This is a genomic window from Streptomyces sp. AC558_RSS880 (genome assembly GCF_019049255.1).
In the GTDB taxonomy this organism is placed as follows: Bacteria; Actinomycetota; Actinomycetes; order Streptomycetales; family Streptomycetaceae; genus Streptomyces.
This window is the reverse complement of record NZ_JAGMUJ010000031.1, coordinates 165,171-190,787: the sequence shown is the minus strand read 5'-3', so window position 1 is coordinate 190,787 and position 25,617 is coordinate 165,171. Positions and strand designations below refer to the sequence as shown.

Annotated in this window: 17 protein-coding genes and 1 riboswitch; of the genes, 3 read left to right on the top strand and 14 right to left on the bottom strand. The window is 72.6% G+C overall.

From position 1 onward, the window contains the following. Position 1 precedes the first annotated feature (1 nt). A riboswitch (cyclic di-AMP (ydaO/yuaA leader) is annotated at positions 2-170 on the bottom strand. Between the two features lie 205 nt (positions 171-375). The 7 genes from KUM38_RS14770 to KUM38_RS14740 form a co-directional block, all read right to left on the bottom strand. After that, positions 376-1,398 carry a transglycosylase family protein gene (locus tag KUM38_RS14770; RefSeq protein WP_217129818.1) on the bottom strand — a complete coding sequence of 341 codons (1,023 nt, stop codon included), beginning with the start codon at positions 1,396-1,398 and terminating at the stop codon, positions 376-378. Positions 1,399-1,596: 198 nt separating this feature from the next. Then, a complete protein-coding gene (locus KUM38_RS14765; protein ID WP_217129817.1) occupies positions 1,597-2,859 on the bottom strand; it encodes a cytochrome P450 in 1,263 nt (420 codons plus the stop codon). Between the two features lie 93 nt (positions 2,860-2,952). Further along, positions 2,953-3,945, bottom strand: coding sequence for a nucleoside triphosphate pyrophosphohydrolase (locus KUM38_RS14760; RefSeq protein WP_217129816.1), 993 nt, complete (start codon positions 3,943-3,945; stop codon positions 2,953-2,955). 85 nt (positions 3,946-4,030) lie between these two features. Next, positions 4,031-4,678, bottom strand: coding sequence for a SurA N-terminal domain-containing protein (locus KUM38_RS14755; protein ID WP_217129815.1), 648 nt, complete (start codon positions 4,676-4,678; stop codon positions 4,031-4,033). A gap of 177 nt (positions 4,679-4,855) precedes the next feature. Then, complete coding sequence (locus KUM38_RS14750; protein WP_302181221.1) at positions 4,856-6,352, bottom strand: serine/threonine-protein kinase; 1,497 nt, start codon at positions 6,350-6,352, stop codon at positions 4,856-4,858. Positions 6,353-6,390: 38 nt separating this feature from the next. Continuing rightward, entirely contained in the window at positions 6,391-7,023 is a 633-nt protein-coding gene (locus KUM38_RS14745; RefSeq protein ID WP_217129813.1) for a hypothetical protein, read from the bottom strand. Positions 7,024-7,182: 159 nt separating this feature from the next. Continuing rightward, positions 7,183-9,282: an N-6 DNA methylase gene (locus KUM38_RS14740; protein WP_217129812.1), complete on the bottom strand. Its 2,100-nt coding sequence runs from the start codon at positions 9,280-9,282 to the stop codon at positions 7,183-7,185. A gap of 199 nt (positions 9,283-9,481) precedes the next feature. Between KUM38_RS14740 and KUM38_RS14735 the strand changes: the two genes are divergently transcribed. Beyond that, positions 9,482-9,961 carry a hypothetical protein gene (locus tag KUM38_RS14735; RefSeq protein WP_217129811.1) on the top strand — a complete coding sequence of 160 codons (480 nt, stop codon included), beginning with the start codon at positions 9,482-9,484 and terminating at the stop codon, positions 9,959-9,961. A 177-nt stretch (positions 9,962-10,138) separates the two neighbouring features. On the opposite strand, the gene KUM38_RS14730 is transcribed toward KUM38_RS14735, so the two are convergent. After that, a complete protein-coding gene (locus KUM38_RS14730; protein WP_217129810.1) occupies positions 10,139-10,906 on the bottom strand; it encodes an HNH endonuclease family protein in 768 nt (255 codons plus the stop codon). A gap of 163 nt (positions 10,907-11,069) precedes the next feature. Here KUM38_RS14730 and KUM38_RS14725 point away from each other — a divergent pair, with 163 nt between their 5' ends. Beyond that, positions 11,070-11,255 carry an antitoxin gene (locus KUM38_RS14725; RefSeq protein WP_217129809.1) on the top strand — a complete coding sequence of 62 codons (186 nt, stop codon included), beginning with the start codon at positions 11,070-11,072 and terminating at the stop codon, positions 11,253-11,255. A gap of 66 nt (positions 11,256-11,321) precedes the next feature. Here the strand turns inward: KUM38_RS14725 and mfd are convergent, their stop codons facing one another. The 3 genes from mfd to KUM38_RS14710 all read right to left on the bottom strand — a co-directional run bounded on the left by mfd (position 11,322) and on the right by KUM38_RS14710 (position 18,552). Then, the gene (gene mfd / locus KUM38_RS14720) at positions 11,322-14,879 is read right to left on the bottom strand and encodes a transcription-repair coupling factor (protein WP_217129808.1); all 3,558 of its coding nucleotides are present in this window, start codon (positions 14,877-14,879) and stop codon (positions 11,322-11,324) included. 308 nt (positions 14,880-15,187) lie between these two features. Further along, a complete protein-coding gene (locus KUM38_RS14715) occupies positions 15,188-17,767 on the bottom strand; it encodes an ABC transporter permease (RefSeq protein ID WP_217129807.1) in 2,580 nt (859 codons plus the stop codon). Next, on the bottom strand, positions 17,764-18,552 hold the full coding sequence (locus KUM38_RS14710; RefSeq protein ID WP_217129806.1) for an ABC transporter ATP-binding protein: 789 nt from the start codon (positions 18,550-18,552) through the stop codon (positions 17,764-17,766). The genes KUM38_RS14715 and KUM38_RS14710 overlap by 4 nt, the downstream gene beginning before the upstream one ends. 438 nt (positions 18,553-18,990) lie before the next feature. On the opposite strand from KUM38_RS14710, the gene KUM38_RS14705 reads away from it, so the two are divergent. Further along, positions 18,991-20,484, top strand: a complete 1,494-nt coding sequence (locus KUM38_RS14705) for an MFS transporter (protein ID WP_308408970.1) — start codon at positions 18,991-18,993, stop codon at positions 20,482-20,484. A 69-nt stretch (positions 20,485-20,553) separates the two neighbouring features. On the opposite strand, the gene KUM38_RS14700 is transcribed toward KUM38_RS14705, so the two are convergent. The 3 genes from KUM38_RS14700 to KUM38_RS14690 form a co-directional block, all read right to left on the bottom strand. Then, positions 20,554-21,438 (bottom strand): cellulose-binding protein, encoded by an 885-nt coding sequence (locus KUM38_RS14700; RefSeq protein WP_308408969.1) that lies wholly within the window; start codon positions 21,436-21,438, stop codon positions 20,554-20,556. Positions 21,439-21,641: 203 nt separating this feature from the next. After that, a complete protein-coding gene (locus KUM38_RS14695; RefSeq protein ID WP_217129803.1) occupies positions 21,642-24,344 on the bottom strand; it encodes an SUKH-4 family immunity protein in 2,703 nt (900 codons plus the stop codon). 9 nt (positions 24,345-24,353) lie between these two features. Beyond that, positions 24,354-25,373: an SMI1/KNR4 family protein gene (locus KUM38_RS14690; RefSeq protein WP_217129802.1), complete on the bottom strand. Its 1,020-nt coding sequence runs from the start codon at positions 25,371-25,373 to the stop codon at positions 24,354-24,356. Positions 25,374-25,617 lie beyond the last annotated feature (244 nt).

Sequence of the window (25,617 nt, the reverse complement as noted above, 5' to 3'; positions counted from 1 at the left end):
TGGATCCCCTCACCGACGCCTGCGAGGTGAGCTGTCGGGTTCGGGCCGGTTGAGTTGCCCGGCCACGCCCCTCACGGGACGCGGCTTCACCCCAAGCCCGATCCGGTGTCAACCACCGGAAGGGGCACTTACCTTGGGTCCCCCGCTCCTGCCTGCGGCGCATGACGCGACGACTGTTCCCGTGCTGCCACTGGCAGGATTCGGCGTGGCGGCAGCCGGGGCCCGCGGTGGCGAGCGATCACGACCGTAGACACGCGATCCGCGGAATTTCAAAGACGATCAGGTCTTCTGAGACCTATCTCTCACAGCCTTTAAACCGGACATTCATCGCGAACCATGACGCCAACTGTCGCCGGGCCCACGCTTTTTCGAGCGTCACTTTTCGCCCGGTTCGACCCCGACCTCGAGCTCCTGGCCCGGCAGGATGAGGTCCGGGTCGGCGCCGACGACCTGCTCGTTCTCGGCGTAGAGCGACCGCCATCCGCCGCCCAGCTCAAGGGAGTCGGCGATGGACGAGAGACTGTCGCCGGTGCGCACGGTGTACGAACCGTCGGCGGCATCGCGCGAGGCGTCGGTGCCGCGCGAGGCATGCCGACCGGACGTTTCCTGCGTACGGTCCTCCGCCTCACCCTCCTCGGCACTGACGCCGCGGTGGCGGCCGGTGCCGGTGCCTTCGGTGTCGGCGAGTTCGGAAGAGCCGGTGGTCTGCCCGGACTTGTCCGACTCGTCACTCTTGGGGGTGGCCGAGGCGGAGGGGGAGGTGCCGGATCCGTCACCGGAGCCGGTGTCCGAATCCGTGCCCGAGTCGCTCGGCTTGTCGGACTTGGCCGATTCGCCGGCAGCGCCCTCGCCGTCCTCCGCCCCCTCGGCGTCGGTCGACGATCCCGGCGTGGCCGACGGGGAGGACGAAGCGGACGGATCGCCGGAGTCCGATGATCCGGACGAGTCCGAAGAGCCGGAGGAGTCGGACGCGTCCGAGGTCGAGTCCTCCGCCACACCCGTGTCGATGTCGGCCGACGTCGAGTCCTGGCCGAGGCCCGCCGTCAGTCCGCAGGTGCGCCACGCGCCGACCCCCTGGTCGGCGAGGATTCTCTCGGCCACGGCTATCTGCTGGCCGCGGCTGGCCTGGTCGGGGCTGGTCGCGTAGTCCAGACCGCCGTAGTTCTCCCAGTCGTCCTGGGTCAACTGCAGGCCGCCGTAGTAGCCGTTGCCGGTGTTCTGGCTCCACGAACCGCCGCTCTCGCATTCGGCGACCCGGTCCCAGGTCGCGCCGTCGGCCGCGCTGGCGCTGCCGGCCCCGAGGAGCGGGATCGCGATGGCGGAGCCGGTCACTCCGGCCGCGACGAGGAGAGCCGGAGCCTGGCGGGGGCGACGGTGCCGACCGTTTCCGGAGAGCATGCGGAAACCTTTCGCAAGACAGCAATGACCGGCGCGGCGAGTGGAACTCGATGTGCCGCACTTGATGGGTGAACGTATCCGCAGACGATCACTTGTCACAAGTTCATGCCGCGCAGATCACGTGAAGATCACAGAGTTGAGGGCGTGTCATGTTTGCGCTGGCCCGCTCGGGGGCACGGCGGACGGCGGCCCGGTCCGTCACTTCCGCGGAGGAGTGAACTCCACCGGGAGCGTGCGCAGTCCGCGCATGATGAGCCCGCCCCGCCAGCGGAGTTCGGCCGGTTCCACCGCGAGCCGCAGGTCCGGCAGACGCGTCAGCAGGGTGGCGAGCGCGGTCCGGCCCTCCAGACGGGCCAGCGGGGCGCCCAGGCAGTAGTGGATGCCGTGGCCGTACCCCAGATGCTGGTTGTCGCGCCGGCCGAGGTCGAGCACGTCCGGGTCGGCGAACCGCTCCGGGTCCCGGTCCGCGGCGGCGAGCACGACGAGGACGGGGTCGCCGGCCGCGATGCGCTGTCCGCCGATGGTGACCGGCTCGGTGGCGAACCGCCAGGTGGCGAGTTCCACGGGGCCGTCGTAACGCAGGAGCTCCTCGACACCGGTCTCCAGCAGCCCGTGCTCCCCGGCGGCGAGGGCCCGCTGCAGGCGGTCGCGCTGCCCGGGGTGGGTGAGCAGGGCGTAGGTGCCGTTGCCGATCAGGTTGACGGTGGTCTCGAAACCGGCGAACAGCAGGATGAACGCCATGGCGGCGGCCTCGTTCTCGGTGAGGTGCTCACCGTGGTCGGAGGCGCGGATGAGGCCGGAGATGAGGTCCTCGCCGGGGGCGGGTTCGGCGGGGAGCGCCTCACGCTTGCGGTGGATCAGCTCGGCGAGGTAGCCGCGCATCTTCTTCACGGACCGGGCGACCCCGCCGCGCGGCCCCCCGCCGTGGCGGATCATCATGCCCGCCCAGTCCCGGAAGTCGTCCTGGTCCTCGCGCGGGACGCCGAGCAGGTCGCAGATGGCGTAGATGGGGAGGGGGAAGGCGAACTCGTGGATGAGGTCGGCGGAGCCGCTGTCCGCGAACCGGTCGATGAGCCCGTCGGTGAGCTCCTGCACGCGGGGCGCGAACTCGGCGACCCGGCGCGGGGTGAACGCCTTGCTGACCAGCCGGCGCAGCCGGGTGTGGTCCGGCGGGTCGATGTTCAGCAGATGCGTCATCAGCTCCGCCTGGCGCTCCCCGGGGATACCGGTCTTGCCCTTGGCGTGCGCGGGCTCGTCGTGGTGCGCGGGGTTCTTGGACAGCCGGTCGTCGGCGAGGATCTGCTTGGCATCGGCGTACCGGGTGACCAGCCACGCCTCCACCCCGCTGGGCAGCCGCGTCCTGCGCACGGGTTCGTGCTCACGCAGCCAGGCGTAGGCGGGGTAGGGATCGGCGGCGAACTCCCAGCTGAACAACTCGGGAGGGGTGGGCTGGTCATGCATGCGGCGACCCTAACGGGCGGGGCGGCAGGGCGGCGCGGGAGAGCTCGGGTGGCGGGCGCGTTCGGTTGTTCGCGCGGTTCCCGCGCCCCGCGCTCAGCCTCCGCCCTGCCCCTCCGTCGCCCGTATCGCGTCCCGATAGACGCGCGCGGCGGCCCGCAACGCCGCCTCCGGATCGATCCCCGCCGCCTCCGCCCGCACCGCCAGCGCCAGCAGCTCGTAGCCGACCCCCTCCCCCGCCGGCAACGGCACGTCCAGCCCCGCCGTCCGCGCCCGCGACCCCAGCTTCGCCGCCAGCGCCAGCCCGGGCTGTCCGAGCGGCACCCCCTCCGTCACCGAGCTGCGCCGCTTCTCCTCCGCCTTGGTCCGCAGCCAGTGCGCCTTGACGTCCTCCGGGGTGTCCGCCGTCGCCTCGCCGAAGACGTGCGGGTGCCGGTGGATCAGCTTGGCCACGATGCCCCCCGCCACGTCGTCGACGGAGAACGGCTCCTCCGGGTGCTCCTCGGCGATCCGCGCGTGGAAGACGACCTGGAGGAGCACGTCCCCCAGCTCCTCGCGCAGCTCGTCCCGGTCGCCCTCCTCGATGGCCTCGACGAGCTCGTACGCCTCCTCGATGCCGTACTTCGCCAGGCCCTTGTGGGTCTGCCGGGACGACCACGGGCACTCCGCGCGGATGCGGTCCATCACCTGCACGAGGTCGAGCAGCCGGGCGCCCGGCAGGTCGTAGGAGGCGGGCAGCAGCTCCAGCTCGGGCATCCGCACCCTGCCGGTCCCGGCCAGCCGGGCCAGCCCGTCGGTCAGCGCGGGCTCGCCCTCGCCCGTCGCCACGACCACCACCGTCCGCCCGCCGGCGCAGGCGTCGACGATCTCCTCGGCGGTCGGTGAGGCCTCCTCGACCGGTATCCCCGCCTCCCGCAGATACGGCAGCTGCGGGTGGGCGCCGTCCGCGCACAGCACCCGGTCGGCCGCGTGCAGGGCCTGCCAGGCCGGCCAGGACAGCAGGCCGGGCGCCACGCGGTGGCTGGTGGTGAGCAGGACGACACGGCCGGGGGCGGCCTCGGAGCTCGGTGCGGGGCTGATTGCGTTCACGCTCCGAAACTAGCCCACCCTGCCGACAGTCCCCGAGTTGTCCACAGGCGGGCTGTCCACAGGCCGGTTGTCCGCAGGCAGCCGGTCAGAGCGTCTGTGGTGCCCCGGCCGCCGTGACGTCCCGTACCCACGGCGTCTTCGCGTCGACACGGCTGCTCTTCTCGACGTCCCAGCTGCCGTAGCGCGGGTTGAGGTCGACGTCGAGTTCCTCGCTCGCCTCCGACAGCGCCTGCCAGAACTCGGGCCGGCCGGGGTCGGTGCCGAGCTGCTGGGCGAGCTTCTGGGCCTGCACCTGGAGGCGGAGGTTGGCGTCGAGACGCTGCGGCGGGACGCCGTACTGCTGCAGCCAGGCCGCCTCCAGCGCCTCGGCGCCGCCGGCCTGCTGCTCCAGACCGGACCGCATCCGCTGGACCTCGCGGTTCGTGACCGTCACGCCGGCGTCCCGCGCGGCACGCTCCAGCACCCGGTCCAGGACCATGCCGTGCAGGGTGTCGCGGGTGAGGCTGCCGGTCCGGGCGATGGCCTGCTGGTACTGGGCGTCGTCCGGTACGGCCGCCCGCTGGGCCGCGCGGACCTCGCCGACCCGGTTCTCCAGCTGCGACACGGTGATCCGCTCGCCGCCGACGACGGCCGCCGCACCGGGGTGCGCGTCGTTCCCGCAGGCGGTGAGCAGGGGCGCCGCTGCGGCGATCGCGGCGGTGAGGAGGAGCGCGGTGCGACGGCGGCGGTGCAAGGAGACCTCCTGAGGAGAGCTTGTGCGGCGGTGCACAAAGTCTTGCGGTGATCGATGGTAGGCATCGGCCAAGCTCTGGCCAACCCATTCGACCAACGATTCACGGCGACTTCCGGCACCGGCGGCTGCGCCGTCCGGTCCTACGGCCCCCGAACAGCCTTCGCTCCCGCCGTCCCGCTATCCGCGCACCTGTCCCAGCCACTGCAGCGTCCGCCGGATGTCGGCGGCCATCGGGTGTCCCGGTCCCTGCACGCGTTCCACGTCGTGCAGCAGCCGGACCAGCATGTCGTGCGCGGCGGGCCGGTCGCCCAGGGCCAGCAGCAGATGGCCGATGCGGCGGCGGACGTCATGGGCGAGCTGCGGGTCGCCGGCCGCCACGTACTGGTTCTCGTAGTACGCCAGCAGCGCCCGGTACTCGGCGAGCGCCGCCGCCGGTTCGCCGAGCTGCTCCAGGCACTGCGCGGCCTCGTAGCGGTAGCGCAGGGACTGCGGGTCGGCCTGGCCGGCCTCGGCGGCGCGTTCGTCGGCGAGGCGGCGCAGCTCGGGCAGCGCGCGCCGGTACTGGCCGTCGTCCAGGAGCGTGGCCGCGTACTGCTTGCGCAGGGTGCGCACGACCGGGGAGTGCTCGCCGTGCTGTTCGGCGGCGACGGGCAGGATCGAGCCGAGGATGTCGACGGCCTGGGTGATGCGGCCCTCGCCGAGCAGCCGCTTCACCTCGTCCACGGCGGCGGCGACGTCGGCCTTCTCCGCCACGGACGCGGGCGGTGCGGCGGGGACCGGCTGGGGGGCGGGGGTGCGGGCGCGGTCCGGCCAGGGGGCGTGCGGGCGCAGGAAGGGGCGGGTGGGGTCCAGGGGCGCGCCGGTGGGCGTGCCCCGCGCGGGGAGCAGCCGCGCCAGGTCCTCGTAGACCTCCTGCGCGGAGTCCGGGCGGTGCTGCGGGTCCTTGGCGAGCAGCCGCAGCACCAGGGTCTCCAGGGCCTCGGGGACCTCCGGCCGGATCCGGCGCACGGGTACCGGCGGCTCGTACAGGTGCCGGTGCAGCACCCCGAGCGCCGTGGAGCCCGCGAACGGCACGTCACCGCTGAGCAGTTCGTGCATCAGCACCCCGAGCGCGTACAGGTCCGTGTACGGGCCGACCGCGCCGCCCATGGCCTGCTCGGGCGCCATGTAGGCGGGCGAGCCGATGGGCGAACCGGTGTGCGTCAGGCGCGTGGTGTCGCTGTCCATGACGGAGGCGACGCCGAGGTCGAGCACGGTGACCGTGCCGTCCTGCTTCACCATCACGTTGCGCGGCTTGAGGTCGCGGTGGACGATCGGCACGGCGTGCACGGCGCTCAGCACGGCGCACAACTGCGCCGCGACGGCGACCGCCCACTGCCACGGGTACGGGTCGTGTTCGGCGAGGTGGTCGCCGAGGTCGGCGCCGTCGACGTACTGCATGACGAGGAACAGCTCCTCGCCCTCGCTGCCCGCGTCGTGCACGGTGACCAGGCCGGGGTGGTCGACCTGGGCGGTCACCCGGCACTCGCGCACGAAGCGGCGGCGCAGTTCGTCGGCCTCCTGACCGGCCACCTTGTCCGGGCGCAGCAGCTTCACCGCCACGCGCCGGTCCAGCCGTTCGTCGTAGGCCGTCCAGACCTGTCCCATGCCGCCCTGCCCGATGAGCGTGGACAGTTCGTAGCGGCCGGCGACGACACGTCCCGTCGTCACGCTCACCTTCCGCCCTCGTGGTTGCCCTGCTGCCCGTCCTGGCGGCGCAGGTAGTCGCTGAGTTCGTCCAGCTCGGCGCGCACCTGGTCGATCCGGGCCGGCGCGGGATGCTGCGGCGACTGCGGCGGCGGTACGGGGGTGGGGGGTGCCTGGGTGTGCGGTACCGGGGTGTGGGGGGCCGGGGGCTGCGGCACCGGCGTGGGCGCGTACGGCGAGCCCTGCTGCGGATAGCCGTAGGGGCCCTGCACGGGGCCCTGGCCGTGCATCGTCGTGGCGTGGGGGGACGGCGGCATCTGGCCCGCGTACGGGTGCGGCCGCCGGTGCAGGCGGATGTCCACGGTCAGGTAGTACGCGGCCGCGACCGCGCCGAGGACCAGGACGACGGCCAGGGCCACGTCGGTCCGGCGGTCCGACTCCGGCAGCGAACCGATCACCATCAGGCAGGCTATCGACAGCGGGATGCTCACCCAGGCCGCCACCCAGTCGAGCAGCCGTCCCCGCAGGAACGCGACCCGGAACAGCGGCACGCAGGCCAGCAGGCCGCAGCACAGGACTCCGGCGGCGGCGTACAGCACGCGCTGCGTGATGACCATTGCCGCGCTGGGGGTGGGCGGCGCCGCGCCGTGGCCGTACATGACTGCTCCTGGACAGGTGTAGCCGATGGGAACTCGGAGTCCGAGCGTATAGGCCGACAGCGACAACCGGTCCCGGGATGTACCGAACCGTTGTCGTACGGGACGTCCTGGAGGTGCGCCGAGGGTGTTCCGTGGGCTCGGTCGGGAGCGTTCCGTGGCTCAGTCGGGGGCGATCGTCCCGTCGGTCAGGCCGTCGTACATCCCGCGGACGAACTGCTCGCCGAGCCGGCCCGCCTGCCTGAGCGCCCGCTCGAACTCGTCCAGGGCCCGGAATCGGGCGCCGTAGCGTCGCTGTTCGGCCGGTGCGAGCCGGGGCAGCCGCAGCCGGCGCACGTCGAGCCGGGTGGCGGTGGACGCGTGGCTGCCGGCCTGGCGGTGGTTGGCGGTGCCGCGCAGGAACCCGGCGAGGAACCACGCGTCGAGCACCTCCGGGTCGGGGCGCAGCAGCACGAGGTTGCGGCCCAGGGCGGCCCCGGCGGTCGTGTCGTCGATCACCCGCGCGACGGCGCCCCCGCCGAGCACGGGCACGACGACGTCGCCGGGTTCGGTGAGCACCGCTTCCCCGTCGCTCTCCGGGAGCGTGCCGGAGGGGCCGGTCCCGGAGAGTACGTCGTGGTCGGTGAGGACGGGCACGCGCGCGTGGCCGCCGTTTCCGCCCGTACGCATCACCAGGGCGCCCCCGCGCGCGAGTTCACCGACGGTGGTGAGGGGCGGGCGCCCGGCGGCGGGCGGCGCGGGGTCGGCGGGCGGCGGGGTGAGGCCGGCGGCCAGACGCAGCGTCTCGTCGAGCCGTTCGCGTACGTCGGCGAGCCGGCCGGCACCGTCCGCGGCGGCCGGGGGCGGGAGGTGGCGGGCCGGGGCGAGGTCGACGTCATCGTCGAGGAGTTCGATGACGGGCACGGAGCGGGCCAGTCCCGGCCGTTCGTCGAGCCGGCCGGCCCGGTCGAAGGCGCGCCAGGCGTCGAGGACCACCTCCCGCACCCCCGGCCAGTCGGGCCCGCCGCGCCCCTCACCGGCGAACCTTCCGGCGTCGGCGAGCAGCACCTCCGGCTGGGCGGGCGCCCGTTCGGGCCGGCGCAGCACCCACAGGTGCAGCGGGACGCCGTACGGGGGTGCCGCGCCGGCCGGCAGCGCGACGACGGCGCGCAGCGCGCCCCGGCGCAGCAGGTCGGCCCTGATCCGGCGCCCGGAGCGGCGGGACGCGGCCGCGGGCGGCATCAGCAGCACGGCGGTGCCGCCGTCCCGCAGCCGGGCGAGCGCGTGCTGCACCCAGGCCAGTTCGGACTCGGTGCGGGCCGGGAAGCCGTACTCCCAGCGCGGGTCGTAGGCGAGTTCGTCGTGCCCCCAGTCGCGCTCGTTGAACGGCGGGTGGCACAGGACGGCGTCGGCCCGCAGCTCCGGGTGGGCGTCGGCGCGCAGGGTGTCGCAGGCGGCGGTGTGCACGGGGGCGCGGGTGTGCAGGGCGAGGCGGAGCGCGGTGAGGGCGGCGAGTTCGGGGGTGCTGTCCTGGCCGTACAGCCGTCGGCCGGGGTCGTTGCCGGCGGAGCGCAGCAGGGCGCCGGTGCCGCAGGCCGGGTCGAGGACGGTGCGGGCGGTGCCGGCCAGGTCGGCCATGAGACCGGCGAGGTCGGCGGGGGTGGGGGTGTACTGGCGCGGGTTGGCGTCGAGGTGCCGGCCGAGCAGGAACTCGAAGGTGTGCCGGGCGCCGAGTTCGGCGGCGAGTCCGGCGACGGAACGGAGGAGGGGTGCGGAGGGGAGCAGTTGGGGGGCGGTAGGGGGTTCGAGGGCTTTTCGGGTGGCCGGGGCGGCGGAAGCGGCGGGGCTGTGAACAAGGCCCGGGGTGTTCACATGTGAGCCGTCCACCTCGCTGAGTCGTGGTGTGAGCACCTGCTCCAGCGCTCCGGGCAGCAGCGCGGCGAGTCGTTCGTCGGAGCCGGAGCTCACCTCCAGCCAGACCGGGGAGCGGTCGTGGATGAGGAGCAGGACGCAGCCGGCGTGGGTGAGGGCGGTGACCGGTCCGGCGGGGTGGCCGGTGAGCTGCTGCCAGACGCGTTCCCTCAGCGGGACCTCGGCGAGCTTGCTGTGTCTGCGCAGCCAGCCCTCGACCTCGGCCAGCGCGAACGAGGGGCTGGCCCCGGTGCCGCCGACCGGGCCGGGGAAGTCGGCGTGCCGCCGGCGCCAGTTGCTGACGGCGGCGCGGCCGACGCCGGCCAGTCGTGCGATCCCGGCGGCGGTCACTTCTGTCGCGTTGTCCTGCATGCCCGGCACCCCGCCCCGCTTTCCCTCTGTTCCGCGTGTGTCGGCAAGCATACCGACGCGATCGGGATTCAGTATTCACGAGCGTGGACACAGTGAACACCGTGAACCGCGTTGACTCCATTCACAGCATCTGTTCTCATTGACCCCGCGAACGAGCGACCGCCGAGGTGGCGGTGGCCGCGTGGGGAGGGACATAGCCATGGGCATGAAGAGCAAGATCGCGCTGGGCGCCGTCGTGGGCATCGTCGTCATCGGTGCCGTTTCGGCGAACTCCGGTGACTCGGGCGGCGGTTCCGGCGACAAGGGCACCTCGGCGTCCGCGGAGCAGCGGTCCGGCGGCACGAAGTCGGACGGCGCGTCGGACGCGAAGCCCGCCGAGGACAAGGGCACCGAGAAGGCGTCCCAGGCCGAGCAGTTCAAGGCGTTCGTACAGAAGAACGGGACGCCGCAGGAGAAGGAAGCGATCTCGCACGTCACCAAGGTGCAGGGCGCGGACGAGCAGAACGACATCCTCGACGCCGCCGACGTCTACACCGACTTCACCGGCGGGATCATGGGCGAGGGCACGGCCCCCGCCAAGCTCATCGCCTCCGCGTTCGCCGACTGGAAGCAGAGCGACAACGGCCTCGTCACCGTGTACGACGCCGACGGCGAGATCATCGGCAACGGCAACTTCTAGGCTCCCTGGGGACCCACCGTGCGCCGCGCCGCACGCGCCGCACGCGTCGGCCTCACCGGCCGTGGCGGCGAGATCGCCGGGAAGGCCTTCACGGCCACGACCGGGGCGCCGCCCCCGCGGACGCCCCGGACCTCCACTTCCTGAGCCGGCCCGCCCGGCGGCTCACAGCGGTGCCGCTCAGCCACCGCACTGCTCCAGCATCGTCCGCCGGTCGGCCGACGTCACCGGCATCTCGTACTTGAGGGCGACCTGCGCGAAGCGGACCGCGTAGGCGCACCGTACGCCCTTGTCCGGCGGGAGCCAGGACGCCGGGCCGGAGTCCCCCTTGGCCGAGTTGGCCCGGCCCTCGACCGGGATCAGATTGAGGGTGTCGTTCGCCAGCCGCTCCCGCTCGGCCTCGGACCAGCGGGAGGCACCCATCTGCCAGCTGTAGGAGAGCGGCACGACGTGGTCGATCTGCACCTCGGCGGCCTCCTGCTTGCGCCACTCGATGGTCGTGCCGGTGTACGGGTCGTCCAGCGTCATGGCGACCACCACGCAGTTGGACCCGGACCGGAAACGCACGTCCCGGCCGTCTCGCTGCAGCAGGTCGTTGCGGGTGTCGCAGCCGTTCCTCGCCAGCGGCACTCCGTCGGCCGTGTCCATCCAGGCGTAGCCGAACTCGTCCCGGTCGTAGCCCGTCTTCGGTCCGCGGCCCTTGGTCGTCACCTTCGTGATGAGGGCGACGGCCTCGGCCCTGTCCGGCTCGCCGGTCACGGGCGCGAGGCCCGGTTCGGTGCCGTCGGGGTTGTCCAACGGGCTGACGGCGCGCCCGCCGGAGGCGGCGGTGCCGGCCGGGGAGTCCGCGTCCCGGGCTCCCTCGCAGCCGGCGAGGAGAGCCACCGCGGCGATCACCACCGGTCCCGTGCGCCGGGCCCGTGCGCCCCACCTCTTGTCTCGCGTCACCGCGCCCCTCCCTTGCTCTTCTGATTCCTGCCCTGACGGGGGCGGGTCGATCCGGGACTCACCGTAACGAGTGAGAGGTCCAGACCAATCCCGTGCTACACGGGCATTCGCCGCAAACCGCGCGTATCGTCGGTTCTGAGTCCCCTCCGGAAGGAGCTCTTGCATGGGCATCCTCGACAAGTTCAAGAGCAACAAGGCGGCGCGCGACAAGGCCAAGCAGGCCTCGGACGCCGCCGAACGGAAGATGAACGAGAGGACCGGCGGCAAGTACGAGCAGCACATCGACACCGGGCAGCAGCAGGCCGAACGCCGGCTCGGCATGGACCGCGACCGTCCCGACCAGCCGTAAGACCTTGCGCACCCGTCAGGGCCGTCCACGGCGACCTCACGCCGTGGACGGCCTCTCCCGTGCGGGTCAGGAACCCAGGACCGATGTCAGGAACTCCCCGACCCAGCCCAGCAGGTCCCGCCCGACCAGCGGCTTGCCGCCCACCTTCGCGGTCTTCGGGCGCGGGACCAGCACCTGGTGCGCGGCCGCCTTGATGACCGTGCCGGGGTACAGGCGCTTCAGGCGCAGTTCCTGGGACTCGCGCAACTCCACCGGCGCGAAGCGGATGTTGTTGCCCTGGAGCACGATCTCGCCGACGCCGCACGCACGGGCCAGCATCCGCAGACCCGCCACCAGCAGCAGGTTCTCCACCGGCTCCGGCAACTTGCCGTAGCGGTCGACGAGTTCCTCGCGTACGGCCTTGATGTCCTCCTCCGAGTTCGCGGAGGCGATCGCCCGGTACGCCTGGAGGCGCAGCCGCTCGCCGGGCGCGTAGTCGTGCGGGACGTGCGCGTCGACGGGCAGCTCGATCTTGACCTCGAGCGGCGGCTCCTCCTCGATCTCGCCGGTCTCCAGCTGGCGCCGGTAGTCCGCGACCGCCTCGCCCACCATCCGTACGTACAGGTCGAAGCCGACACCCGCGATGTGACCGGACTGCTCACCGCCGAGGAGGTTTCCGGCGCCGCGGATCTCCAGGTCCTTCATCGCCACGTACATGCCCGCGCCCATCTCCGTGTGCTGGGCGATCGTCGCGAGCCGCTCGTGCGCGGTCTCCGTCAGCGGCTTCTCCGGCGGGTACAGGAAGTAGGCGTACCCGCGCTCCCGTCCCCGCCCCACGCGTCCGCGCAGCTGGTGCAGCTGGCTGAGGCCGAAGTTGTCGCCGCGTTCGACGATCAGGGTGTTGGCGTTGGAGATGTCGATGCCGGACTCGACGATCGTCGTCGACACCAGCACGTCGAACTTCTTCTCCCAGAAGTCGACGACGACCTGCTCCAGCGCCGACTCCGACATCTGGCCGTGGGCGGTGGCGATGCGCGCCTCGGGCACGATCTCGCGCAGCCGGGCCGCCGCGCGGTCGATGGACTCGACCCGGTTGTGGATGTAGAAGACCTGGCCCTCGCGCAGCAGCTCGCGGCGGATCGCGGCACCGATCTGCTTCTGCTCGTACGGCCCGACGAAGGTGAGCACCGGGTGGCGCTCCTCCGGCGGGGTGGTGATCGTCGACATCTCGCGGATGCCGGTGACCGCCATCTCCAGGGTGCGCGGGATCGGCGTGGCGGACATGGTCAGTACGTCGACGTTGGCGCGCAGCTTCTTCAGCTGCTCCTTGTGCTCGACGCCGAAGCGCTGCTCCTCGTCGACGATGACCAGGCCGAGGTCCTTGAACTTGGTCTCGGACGAGAACAGGCGGTGGGTGCCGATGACGACGTCCACCGATCCCTCGCGCAGGCCCTCCAGCGTCGCCTTCGCCTCCGTGTCGGTCTGGAAGCGGGACAGCGCCCTCACGTTCACCGGGAACTGCGCGTACCGCTCGCTGAACGTCCCGAAGTGCTGCTGCACCAGCAGCGTGGTGGGGACGAGCACGGCGACCTGCTTGCCGTCCTGTACGGCCTTGAACGCGGCCCGTACCGCGATCTCGGTCTTGCCGTAGCCGACGTCGCCGCAGATCAGGCGGTCCATGGGGACCGACTTCTCCATGTCCTCCTTGACCTCGGCGATGGTGGTGAGCTGGTCGGGGGTCTCCGCGTACGGGAAGGCGTCCTCCAGCTCGCGCTGCCAGGGCGAGTCGGCGCCGAAGGCGTGACCGGGCGCCGCCATCCGCGCGCTGTACAGCTTGATCAGGTCGGCGGCGATCTCCTTGACGGCCTTCTTCGCGCGCGCCTTGGTCTTGGTCCAGTCCGCGCCGCCCAGGCGGTGCAGGGTGGGCGCCTCGCCGCCGACGTACTTGGTGATCTGCTCCAGCTGGTCGGTGGGGATGTAGAGGCGGTCGCCGGGCTGGCCGCGCTTGGCGGGGGCGTACTCCACGACCAGGTACTCGCGGGTGGCGCCCTGCACGGTGCGCTGCACCATCTCGATGTAGCGGCCCACGCCGTGCTGCTCGTGGACGATGTGGTCGCCCGCCTCCAGGGTGAGCGGGTCGATGGTCTTGCGGCGCCGGGCCGGCATCCGGGCGCCCTCGCGGCCGGAGGCCTTCTGGCCGGTCAGGTCGGTCTCGGTGAGCACGACGACCTTGAGCGCCGGGTCGACGAAGCCGTGGTCGATGCAGCCGCAGGCGACGTGCACGACGGACGGCGTGATCTCCCCCAGGTCCGCGTCCAGACGGGCCGCGATGCCCTCGCCGCCCAGCACCTCCACCGTGCGGGCGGCCGGGCCGTGGCCCTCGGTGACGAACACCGTGCGCCAGCCGTCGGCGAGCCAGCCCTTGGTGTCGGCGAGTGCTCTGGCGGTGTCGCCGCGGTAGGTCTCGGGGGCGTGCATGCCGAGCTTGAGGGTGTCCGCGTCACCCGCCGCGTCGGCGGCGGACGTCAGCGTCTCGTCGGCGGCGAACGGCGACACCGACCACCACATCATGTCCAGCTCGCGGGCCCGGTCCCGGACGTCCGCGAGGGACCACAGCGAGGCCGCGCCGACGTCGATGGGCGCCTCCCCGCCGCCGGCGGTGGCCGCCCAGGACGCCTGCAGGAACTCCTGGCTCGTGGCCACCAGGTCGGCGGCCCGGGTCCGCACCCGCTCCGGGTCGCAGACGACGGCCATGGCGCCCTTGGGCAGCACGTCCAGCAGCAGCTCCATGTCGTCGACGAGGACGGGTGCCAGGGACTCCATGCCCTCGACGGCGATGCCCTCGGCGATCTTCCCGAGCAGTTCGCCCAGCTCCGGGTGGAGCTCGGCGAGGGCCCGCGCGCGCTCCCGTACGTCGTCGGTGAGGAGCAGCTCGCGGCAGGGCGGGGCCCACAGGCCGTGCTCGGCGACCTCCAGGGAGCGCTGGTCGGCGACCTTGAAGTAGCGGATCTCCTCGACGTCGTCGCCCCAGAACTCCACCCGCAGGGGGTGCTCCTCGGTCGGCGGGAACACGTCGAGGATGCCGCCGCGCACGGCGAACTCGCCGCGCTTCTCGACCAGCTCCACCCGCGCGTACGCGGCGGCGGCGAGGGCTGCGACGATCTCGTTCAGGTCGGCGCTCTGCCCGGTGCGCAGGGAGACCGGCTCCAGATCGCCCAGGCCCTTGACCTGGGGCTGGAGCACCGAGCGCACGGGCGCCACGACGACGGAGACCGGGCCGGTCTCGGGGTCGTCCGGGCGGGGGTGCGCCAGGCGGCGCAGTACGGCCAGGCGGCGGCCGACGGTGTCGCTGCGGGGGCTGAGCCGCTCGTGCGGCAGCGTCTCCCAGGACGGGTACTCCACGACCCCCTCGGACGGGAGCAGGGAGCGCAGGGCCGCCGCCAGGTCCTCCGCCTCGCGTCCCGTCGCCGTCACCGCCAGCACGGGACGGCCGGTGTCACGGGCCAGGGCGGCGACCGCGAAGGGCCGGGCCGCGGGCGGGCCGACCAGGTCGACGTGCATGCGGTTGCCGTCGGCAGCCGCGGCGATCGCTTCCGCGAGGGCGGTGTCCTTGACGACGGCGTCGAGCAGACCGTGCAGGCTCATTCGGGGCGCTTTCCGTCCGGGGGTGTGCAACACGACGGGCCCGACACGCGCTGCGGGCCGGGGTTGTCCAGCGTACGTCGCTGGAGACCCCCGGTGCCGGGGCTGTGGACAACGTCCGCCGACCGGTGGGCGGTGCCGGTGCTCGGCCCCCAGGAGGTTCCCGCCCCCGGACCTCTGGCCTGTACCCACCCACCACCCGACTCAGTCGGCTGGAAAACCGGGGTGCCGGTATGCGCACACCCGGCGCCGGGAGTCCCCCGAGGACTCCCGGCGCCGGGTGTTTCCCCCGCAACCCCCGTGTGCGGTGGCTAGTCGGTGGCGATGGCGTTCAGGACGTTCATGCGGCCGGCGCGGAAGGCCGGGACCAGCGCGGCGAACAAGCCCACGAAGGCCGAGCCGATGAAGACGCCGATGATCGTCGGCCACGGGATCTCGAGGACCTTCAGGCCCTCCAGGGCGAGCAGCTGCTGCGCGGTGGCGCCCCAGCCCATGCCCAGTCCGAGGCCCAGCAGGGCACCGAAGAGGGCGATCACGACCGACTCCATGCGGATCATGCGGCGCAGCTGCCGGCGCGAGAGGCCGATGGCCCGCATCAGGCCGATCTCCCGGGTCCGCTCCACCACCGACAGGGCCAGGGTGTTCACCACACCGAGGATCGCCACGACGATCGCCAGGGCCAGCAGACCGTAGATCATGTTCAGCAGCTGGCCGATCTGGTCCTTCAGCGCCTCCTTGTAGTCGGTCTGGTCGCGCACCTCGTACTGCGGGTAGTCGTGCAGCGCGTCCTTGAGTGCCGTGTACGCGGCGTCCTGCTGTCCGTCCTTCGCCGAGACGAAGAGCAGCGTGTCCAGCGGCATCCTGTCGGCCGGCACGTACGTGGCGAGGGTGTCGATGGACGTGTACATCGCGCCCGCGTCGATGACGGCCTCGCTGCTGGTGATGGCCCGGACCGTCAGCGTGCCCGTCTCGCCGTCCTTGAACGCGATCTCGATCTTCGAGCCGATGCTGATGCCGTGGTCCTTCGCGAAGTCCTCGTGGACGGACATCGAATCGGGCTTGTAGGCGTCGCCGAGCTTCCCGGCGACCGTCTCGACCCGCAGGTCGGTCGCGTACGTCGGGTCGGCCGCCGTGATCGCCGTGTCCTTCTGCGTCTTGCCGTCGGGCGTGGTGAAGTCGGCCTCGGTCCACTTGTACTCGGTGACCCGGTCCACCTCGGGTGACTTCTTCACGGCCTCGACGGCCTGCGGGGTGATCAGGTGGCCGTTGTCGGACTGGATGATGAAGTCCGTGCCGACGGTCTTGTCGAGCTCGTCGGTGGCGGAGGCGACCATGGAGGACCCGACCACCGACAGGCACGCCACCAGCGCGAGGCCGATCATCAGCGCGGCGCCCGTCGCGCCGGTGCGGCGCGGGTTGCGCAGGGCGTTGCGCTCGGCCATGCGGCCCACGGGACCGAAGGCCCGCAGCAGGATCGCACCGAGGACCCGCACCACACCGCTCGCCAGCACCGGTCCGATGACGACGAAGCCGATCAGGGACAGCACCACGCCCAGGCCCAGCCACAGGGAGCCGTCCGTGGCCTTGTCGGCCGTCCCCGCCAGGTAGAGGGAGGCCCCGCCGGCGCCGGTGAGGACCAGGCCGATCCCACCGCGTATCCAGCCGGCCTTGGCGTCCGCCGGGGTGCCGGCGTCGCGCAGCGCGGCCATCGGGGAGATCTTCCCCGCCCGCCGGGCGGGCAGGTAGGCGGCGAGCACGGTGACGACGACGCCGAGGAGCAGTCCGAGCGCCGGGGTCGTCCAGGCCACCGTGAGGTCGTCCGTGGACAGGTCCATGCCCATCATGCCCATGAGCTTCATCAGGCCGACCGCGAGTCCCACACCCGCGCCGACTCCGAGGATCGAGCCGAAGACGCCGAGCAGCAGCGCCTCGACCAGCACCGAACGGTTGACCTGCTTGCGGGACGAGCCGATCGCCCGCATCAGGCCGATCTCCCGGGTGCGCTGGGCGACCAGCATGGAGAAGGTGTTGATGATCAGGAAGATGCCGACGAGGAAGGCGACCCCGGCGAAGCCGAGCATCGCGTACTTCATGACGTTCATGAAATCGCCGACGCTCTCCTGGTTGGCCTCGGCGGTCTCCTCTGCGGTCAGCACCTTGTAGTCGCCGCCGAGTTCGGCCACGACGTTCTTCTTCAGCTGCACGTCGCTGACGCCGGACGCGGCGGTGACGTTGATGTTGGTGTAGACGCCGCTCTCGCCGACCAGGGTCTGCTGCGCGGTCTTCGTGTCCAGGTAGAAGATCGCCGCACCGGGGTTGGTGACCGTGAACTCGGCGATGCCGGAGATCTTCGCGGTGTGCGTGCCGACGGCGCTGATGACGCCGATCTCGTCACCGAGCTTCAGGTCGTGCTTGTCGGCGGTGTCGGCGTCGACCATGATCTGCTCCGCGCCCTTGGGCGCGGCACCGGAGGTGATCTCCATGGTGCGGGCGTCGTTGCCGTTCCAGCTGCCGACGATGGTCGGGCCGCCGCTGGTGGGCGAGAGGTTGTCCTTGTCGGCGTCGACGACGGTCACCGAGGTGGAGACCACCGTGCCCTCGGCCGACTTCACCCCGTTCGCGTCCCGCACCTGGTCGACCGCGGAGGCGGGTATGACCGGCGGCTTGCCGGTGTCGGAGGTCGTCTCACCGCCGTCGGAGGCGTCCTTGGAGCTGACCGTGACGTCCGACGACGTGGCCGCGAACAGCTTGTCGAACGTCGTGTTCATGGTGTCCGTGAACACCAGCGTGCCGCAGACGAACGCCACCGACAGCAGCACCGCCACCGCCGACAGCGCCATGCGTCCCTTGTGCGCGAAGAAGTTGCGCATGGAGGTCTTCAGGACGGTCATGACGTACGCCCCCGGGCGTCGAAGTCCTTCATGCGGTCCAGGACCTGTTCGGCGGTCGGCTGGTGCATCTCGTCGACGATGCGGCCGTCGGCGAGGTACAGCACCCGGTCCGCGTAGGAGGCGGCCACCGGGTCGTGGGTGACCATCACGATGGTCTGGCCCAGCTCGTCCACCGAGCGGCGCAGGAAGCCGAGCACCTCGGCGCCGGCGCGGGAGTCGAGGTTTCCGGTCGGCTCGTCACCGAAGATGATCTCCGGCCGGGCCGCCAGCGCCCGCGCCACCGCGACCCGCTGCTGCTGGCCGCCGGAGAGCTGCGTCGGCCGGTGCTTGAGCCGCTCCGCGAGCCCGACGGTCTCCACCACCCGGTCCAGCCACGCCTTGTCGGGCTTGCGGCCGGCGATGTCCATGGGCAGCGTGATGTTCTCGATCGCGTTCAGCGTCGGCAGCAGGTTGAACGCCTGGAAGATGAAGCCGATCCGGTCCCGGCGCAGCCGCGTGAGCTTCTTGTCCTTCAGGCCGGTGATCTCGGTCTCGTCCAGGTAGATCTGCCCGGACGTCACGGTGTCGAGCCCGGCGAGGCAGTGCATCAGCGTGGACTTGCCGGACCCCGAGGGGCCCATGATCGCGGTGAACTGACTGCGGGCGATGTCCACGTCGACGTGGTCGAGGGCGACGACACGGGTCTCGCCCGACCCGTACGCCTTCACGACCTGCCGCGCCCGCGCGGCAACGGCCGTACGCCCTCCAGTGCCCCCGTGCCTGGGAATGGTCACAGCCGATGTCACGGTAAATCTCCTATGTCGGTCAGCAGATGAAAGCGGTGCTCCGGCGCCCGCCCGTCGTACCCGGCGGCCGCTTCGTGCGTGTTCGTGCGACGTGATTCAGTCTGGCGGCCGGCAGGGGCCTCGCGCCCTGGTGTTCAGCGCAGTCTTGTACTGAGGAAAACCCCACCCCCGCCGGTGCGGTACGCCGCCCCCCAGCGGCGTAAAGCCAGGTTAAGGAAGGCTCCCGCCCCCTCTCGTCCTCCGCCGGTACGAACCCTCCCCGACCCGTAGTACGGAGGTACCCCTAAGGGCTCTCCTCCGGCGGGTGGACACCGTCTCGGGGTCGCTCCACCTGTCGGCCCATCAAGGCTCCACCCTCCCGCGGCGTGAGGGTCAAGTGCGAAGCTGTCCGGCGGCGAACACATGCAGGGGACAAGCAAAGCGAGGAAGGGATTCCGGGTGGACGGCACCAGACCGGTGACACGCGACAGCGGACGATCCGCCGCGACCGGGCGGCGCGGCGCCGTCGTCGCCGCGCTGATGCTCGCGATGGCCCTGGCGGCACTCGACTCCACCATCGTGTCCACCGCCGTCCCGCAGATCGTCGGCGACCTCGGCGGCTTCTCCTACTTCTCCTGGCTCTTCTCCGGCTACCTGCTGGCCGTGACGGTCACCCTCCCCGTCTACGGCAAGCTCTCCGACACCTTCGGCCGCAAACCGGTCCTCGTCGCGGGCGCCGCCCTGTTCCTGCTGGGCTCGCTGCTGTGCGCCGTGGCCTGGAACATGGCCGCGCTCATCGCGTTCCGCATCGTGCAGGGCCTGGGCGGCGGCGCCCTCCAGGGCACGGTGCAGACCCTCGCCGCCGACCTGTATCCGCTGCAGGAACGCCCGAAGATCCAGGCCCGCCTCTCCACCGTGTGGGCGGTCTCCGCGGTGGCCGGCCCCGGCATCGGCGGACTGCTCGCCTCCTACGCCGACTGGCGCTGGATCTTCCTCGTCAACCTGCCCGTCGGAGCGGTGGCGTTGTGGCTGATCGTGCGTCACCTCCACGAGCCGCGACGGGAGAACGGCCACCACGCGCGCGTGGACTGGGCGGGCGCGGTCGCGATCTTCGCCTGCGGGGGCGTCCTGCTCACCGCGCTCGTGCAGGGCGGAGTCGCCTGGCCGTGGCTGTCCGCACCGTCACTCGCCCTGTTCGCGGCGGGAGCCGCGCTCCTCGCGGCCGTGGTCGTGGCGGAACACCGCGCGGCGGAGCCGATCATCCCCGGCTGGGTGTGGCGCCGCCGCACGATCGCCGCCGTCAACCTGGCCCTCGGCGCCCTGGGCCTGCTGATGGTGGCCCCCACGGTCTTCCTGCCCACCTACGCCCAGTCCGTCCTCGGCCTCGCCCCGGTGGCCGCCGGATTCGTCCTCTCCGTGTGGACGCTGAGCTGGCCGGTGTCGGCCGCCCTCAGCCAGCACGTGTACCGCCGCATCGGCTTCCGCAACACCGCGATGCTCGGCATCGGCACGGCCGCGGTCGTCCTCTTCGCGTTCACCTTCCTCCCCTATCCCGGCGAGGCGTGGCAGCCGACCCTGCTGATGCTGCTGCTGGGCGCGGCCCTCGGCCTGTTCCAGCTGCCCCTGATCATCGGGGTGCAGTCGTCGGTGGAGTGGGAGGAACGCGGCACGGCGACCGGGTCGATCCTCTTCTGCCGGCAGACCGGCCAGACCGTCGGCGCGGCCCTCTTCGGCGCGGTCGCCAACGGCGTCCTGGCCACGCGCCTCGGCGGCGCGCACGACCTGGACTCCGTCACCCGCGCCCTGGACGCGGGCACCGTCCCCGAGGCCACCCGCCGGGCCGTCGCGGACGCCGTGCACGCGGTCTACCTCGGCGCGGCGTGCGCGGCGGCACTGGCGTTCCTGGTCCTGCTGGTCCTCGCGCCGCGCACGTTCCCGGTGCTCAAGGACTGAACGGGTCCCGCACCCCGAACGGCCCCTTCCGCGTTCAGCCGCGGCACAGGGCCCAAGCCCGGGGCCGGGTCACTCCACGGCCCGCCCCGTCAGCGCGCTGAGGCCCGCGCACACCTGGTCCAGTTGCGCCTGTACGTCCTCCCGCGCCCCGGCGTGCTCGCGCAGCACCCGCTCGGTCTCCCGCGCGACGCCCTCCGCGCGGACACGCGCCTCGGCGAGCAGCTCCGCCGCCCGCTCCCGCGCCTCCTCCGCGCAGCGCCGCGCCGACTCCTCCGCGTCGGCGAAGACCTGCCGCGCCTCGGCCAGCACACCCTCGGCGCGCTCCTCCGCCTCCGCGTTCCGGGCCTCCAGTGCGGCCACCCGCGCGGCCTCCTCCCGGGCCACCGCGTCCAGCCGTTCCGCCTGCTCCCCGGCCGCCTCGGCGAGCATCCCCGAGGTGCGCTCGCGCATCTCCCGCAGCACCGCCAGCGTCTGCGCGCGCCGCTCCTTCACCTCGGCCCGGGCCTCGACCCGGATCCGGTCGGCCTCCGCGCGGGCCGCCAGCAGCACCTTCCCGGCGTGTTCATCGGCCTCGGCGCGTACGGTCTCGGCGTGCGCCCGCGCGGCCTCCCGCACGCCGGTCGCGTCGTCCTCCGCCAGGTCCGTCACGTCCTGCACGTACTGCCGCGCCGACTGCCGTACGTCCGTCGCCTCCTCCCCCGCCAGCTCGAACAGCCGCCGCGCGCTCTCCCCGAGCGACTCGTACGTCTGCGGTGCCAGCCCCGCCACCCGCACCCGCAGCAGCTCCAGCTCCTCCTCCATCTCCCGGGCGAGGACGGTGAGCCGCGCGGCCCGCTCCCAGGCGGCGTCACGATCACCCGAGAGGGCCTCGACGTACGCGATCACCTGCAAGGGACGGTAACCACGCCCCCGTACGAGCTCGAAGCCCTGCGACGACACCGATGCGCTGCTCACCCTGGAACCCCTCTCCACCGACGGACACGAAGCCCAGCACGAAAGACCGAGCACGAAATGGGATGAATCGCGCACATCTTGGTGGATGACACGGAAGTGTTCATAACGCGACACTCCGCGAGGAGGGCACGCAAAAGCCGGGCCCGGTCGTCCTGACGACCGGGCCCGGCTCCTCGCGTCACACGGGGTTCAGCTACGACCGGTCAGAGCAGCCCGTCCCACATCTGCTCCAGCAGCACCGACCACCAGCTCTCCGGCGAACCCAGCGCCGCCGGGTCCAGCGCGGCCAACTGCGCCTGGAAGTCCACCGTCCAGCGGCCCGCCTGCTCCTGGTTCAACCCGAACCGCAGCCGCCACATCCGGCCCAGCAGCGCCAGACAGCGCGCGAACTCCGGCAGACCGGTGTTCACGAACTGCGGCGGCACCGGCACACCGCCCGGCCCGGCCTCCACCGGCACCGCGACGATGTTCGCCGTGCCGTACTGCACACAGATCGCCTTGCCGAAGTCACTGCCCATCACCAGGTACGAACCCGCGTCCGAGGCCGGCTGCACACCCCGCTCCGCCGCCAGCTCCGCCAGCGTCGGCACCGGCCGTCCCGGCTGGGCCTGCGCCCAGAAGAACGGACCCATGTCCAGCGGCAGCCCCGCCACCACCAGAGTGTGCGCCACGACCGGCGGCACACCCTGCCGGGACACCGCCGCCTGCTCGAACCGGAACACACCCGGACCGAACGCCCCCGCCAGCTCCTGCGCGATCGCCTCCGGCGGAACCGGCGGCACGGGCTGCACCGGCGGAATCGGCGCACGCACCGGCGCGGGACGCGCCGGACCGTCCGCCACCTGGTGCAACTCACCCTGGTGGACCAGCAACTGCCCCATGCCCTGCTGCCGGCTCGCGTGATCCGTGCCGTACGGAGCGATGGACGTGATCCGCGCCTGCGGCCACTGCTCACGGATCATCCGCGCGCAGTACGCACCCGGCAGCTCGCACGACTCCAGCTCGGTGTGCAGCTCCAGCACCTGGTCCGACGGCACGTTCATGGCGCGCAGCTCGTGGAAGATCTGCCACTCCGGGTGCGGCGTACCCGGCGCCGAACGCCGGATCAGCTGCTGCTCGGAACCGTCCTGCGCGCGGTAGCGCAGCACGGCCTGGTAGCCGGGGCCGACGGTCGGCTGACCGGCGGGCGGCTGCGGATAGCCGTACGCCGGCGGCTGCCCCGGCACGGGAACCCCGGGCGCAGGCGTACCGGGGGGCATCCCGCCGGGCGGCATCGGCGGAGCGCCGCCGGGCATTCCCGGGGGCGCCGGGGGCGGAGGCATACCGGGCCCGGCCACCGGCGGCGCGGCCAGCACGGTCTCCGCGTGATGCACGGGCCCACGCCCGCCTCCGGCCGTACCGGGAGCACCGGGCGGAACCGGCGGCTGAGGGGCGCCGGGAGCACCCGGGACGCCGGGAGGGCCGGGAGGCTGAGGCACACCAGGGGCGCCAGGAGCACCAGGCGGCTGAGGGGCGCCAGGAGCACCCGGAGCGCCGGGCGGTCCCGGAGGCTGGGGCGCGCCGGGGCCGCCCGGGCCCATGCTTCCCGGGCCCGCGAGCATCGTCGCCGCGTGGTGGACACCACCGGGCGGCGCAGGCGGGGCCGGCGTCCCGGGCGGCGGGGTCGACCCACCCGGCGCCCCCGGCCCGTCAGGGCTGAGCGGCGGCACCATCTGCGTCGGCACGTACCCGCCCGCCGGAGCGGACGGCGGCGCGGGCGTACCGCCCGGACGCGCACCCGGGGTCCCCGGGGCGCCCGGAGGGGGCGGGGTCGCCGCGCCCGAGACGCGCCGCGGAGGCGGAGTCGCCTTGCTGGTCGCGGCATCCGCGATGTCCCCGGCGTTCGGCGCGAGCGGCCGCTCCGGCACACCCGCACCGGCCGGCGGAGGCGTAGGCGCACCCGGACCAGCCGACGGAGGCGTAGGCACACCCGGACCAGCCGGCGGAGGCGTAGGCGCACCACCGGGCCCGTGCGGATGACCGTACGGCGCACCGCCCGGCGTGGGCGGCGGCGCACCCGGCGCTCCCTGCGGCGCACCGGAATCCTGGACCGCCGGCGCGACGGCCGTCGGCGGAAGCCCGCTGCCGCCCGACATCAGCGCCGTCTTCGCCTCCGGCGGAGCCACGGGCGGCGGAGCGTCGTCACCGGACTCACTCAACTGCGGCGCGAACACGGTCTCCGGCAGCGGCACGGAACGGTCCTCACCGGCATCGGCGTTGGTGTCCGTACCGGCCCACGGAGTCGCCCCGGCCGGCGCACCCGCCCCCGCGGGAGAACCACTCCCCCCGGCGGCGGGCCACGCGGCACCACTCCCCGCAGACGCAGCCGCACCCGGCACGGAAGCCCCCGAACCGGAACCCGCCCCCGGAGAACCGGCAGACGCACCGCCCGCCCCCGAAGCAGACCCCGCAGCCGAACCCGAACTCGAACCCGAACCGTCGGCCGAAGCCGCAGACGCACCCGCCCCCGAGCCCTCCCCCCGCCGATCCGGAATCCCCAGCCGGTCCGCCGCCTCCTGCAACCACTCCGGCGGACTCAGCAAGAACGAGGTCTGGTTCAGATCCACCCGCGCCGCAGGCGCCGGCACCGGCTCGGACGCCGAATCGTCACGGCCGTACTCCTCCTCGTACCGGCGGATCACCTCACCCACCGGCAACGCCGGCCACAGCGTCGCCTCACCACTGTCGCGGGCGATCACCAGCCGCTGCGCACCCCCGTCCGAACGGGGCCCGTCCGCACGGTCCTCCGCCCACACCACGAACCCGAGGCCGAACTCCCGCACCCGCACCTCACGATGCTGATACGCCGGCACGTCCCCGTTGACCCACTCCTCCGCGCGCTCCTGCGCCTGCGCGAACGTCACCATCGCCGAAGCTCACTCCCCCGCGGAAGAAACCGGAACGGCACGCGCGAACCCACCGTCCACCATCAGATTCGCCACCGTCTCCAGCTCCGGCGGAGACCCCGCCAACCGGGACAGGAACACATCGAAATCGTCCCCGCACGACAACAACAGCCGCTCCACCCGCTCGGCCGGCGGCCACGACGGATCCACGTCCCGCGCGTCGTCGTACGCGCAGAACCACACCGAACCCTGCCGCTCACCCCGCACCTTCACGGCCAGCAGACCGCCCTGCACGAAAGCGACGCACAGATAGTCCTTGGTGAGATGGTCACGCAGACACTTGTTCACGTACACGAGGTCATTGACCGCCGCCTCGTCCCGCACCGTGAAGAACGGCTGGTCCACCAGCAGCCCCAGCTCCGCGTCCAACGCCGTCCCCACCGGCGCGCAACCGCCCGCCGCCTTCAGGAACGACCGGTACGCACCCGGCAACCGGTACCCGAGATCCTCCTCCACGCCCAGGACCTGCGACTCCGTCACCGCCACACCCGACTTCGGCAGCCCGAAATGCGCCGGCCGCGTCTCCTGCAACGGCCGCGTACCCCGCTTGCCGTGGTCCACCGCCGACGTCGCCACCCCGCCGTGATGCCGCAGCAGCGCCTTCACCTCGACCGGCACCAACTCCAGCCGCCGCGACCCCACCACGTGATGCCACGTCCACCCGTGCGGCGTCGCCACCGCCGGCACCGTGTCCCACAGATCGTGACCGCTCGCCGCCAACGCCGCGTTCGCCGACACGTAGTCCGTCAACCGCAACTCGTCGACGCCGAAACCCCCCGGCGGCTCCGCCACCTCCGCGGCCGCACGCGCATAGGGCGAGAAGTCCGGATATCCGCGCTCGTCCACCCGTACCCCTCTCGGGTGACGCGCCGCCCGCACCGGATCCGGGAAGTGCACGACCTGCCCGGCATAGGCCGCGTTCGGCGGCGCGGCTTGTCCCCCGGCCTGGCGGCCGGGAGGCACACCCAGCCCGAGCCGACCTGTCGTCATGGCGGTTGCCCCCTGCGGCACTCTGTACGTCCCGCACCGCCCGCCTTCGGACCACTACGGAACGTATTCGACTGTCACGTCTGTCTCGACTGCTTACCGCCACGACCCCCACGGCGCCCGCACACCCAACCGCGCGGATCACCGCATGGATCGCGGTTGCCGACAGCCTATGCGGTACGACGACACCGGTCACCGGCGCCGGTCATCCACCCCTCCGCTTCCGTGACCAGCCGTCACCCTCCCG

Coding starts and splice junctions, on each gene's coding strand:
- KUM38_RS14770 (WP_217129818.1), bottom strand. CDS start 1,398: ATGCTCTCCGGAAACGGTCGGCACCGTCGCCCCCGCCAGGCTCCGGCT.
- KUM38_RS14765 (WP_217129817.1), bottom strand. CDS start 2,859: ATGCATGACCAGCCCACCCCTCCCGAGTTGTTCAGCTGGGAGTTCGCC.
- KUM38_RS14745 (WP_217129813.1), bottom strand. CDS start 7,023: ATGTACGGCCACGGCGCGGCGCCGCCCACCCCCAGCGCGGCAATGGTC.
- KUM38_RS14740 (WP_217129812.1), bottom strand. CDS start 9,282: ATGCAGGACAACGCGACAGAAGTGACCGCCGCCGGGATCGCACGACTG.
- KUM38_RS14735 (WP_217129811.1), top strand. CDS start 9,482: ATGGGCATGAAGAGCAAGATCGCGCTGGGCGCCGTCGTGGGCATCGTC.
- KUM38_RS14725 (WP_217129809.1), top strand. CDS start 11,070: ATGGGCATCCTCGACAAGTTCAAGAGCAACAAGGCGGCGCGCGACAAG.
- mfd (WP_217129808.1), bottom strand. CDS start 14,879: ATGAGCCTGCACGGTCTGCTCGACGCCGTCGTCAAGGACACCGCCCTC.
- KUM38_RS14715 (WP_217129807.1), bottom strand. CDS start 17,767: ATGACCGTCCTGAAGACCTCCATGCGCAACTTCTTCGCGCACAAGGGA.
- KUM38_RS14695 (WP_217129803.1), bottom strand. CDS start 24,344: ATGGTGACGTTCGCGCAGGCGCAGGAGCGCGCGGAGGAGTGGGTCAAC.
- KUM38_RS14690 (WP_217129802.1), bottom strand. CDS start 25,373: ATGACGACAGGTCGGCTCGGGCTGGGTGTGCCTCCCGGCCGCCAGGCC.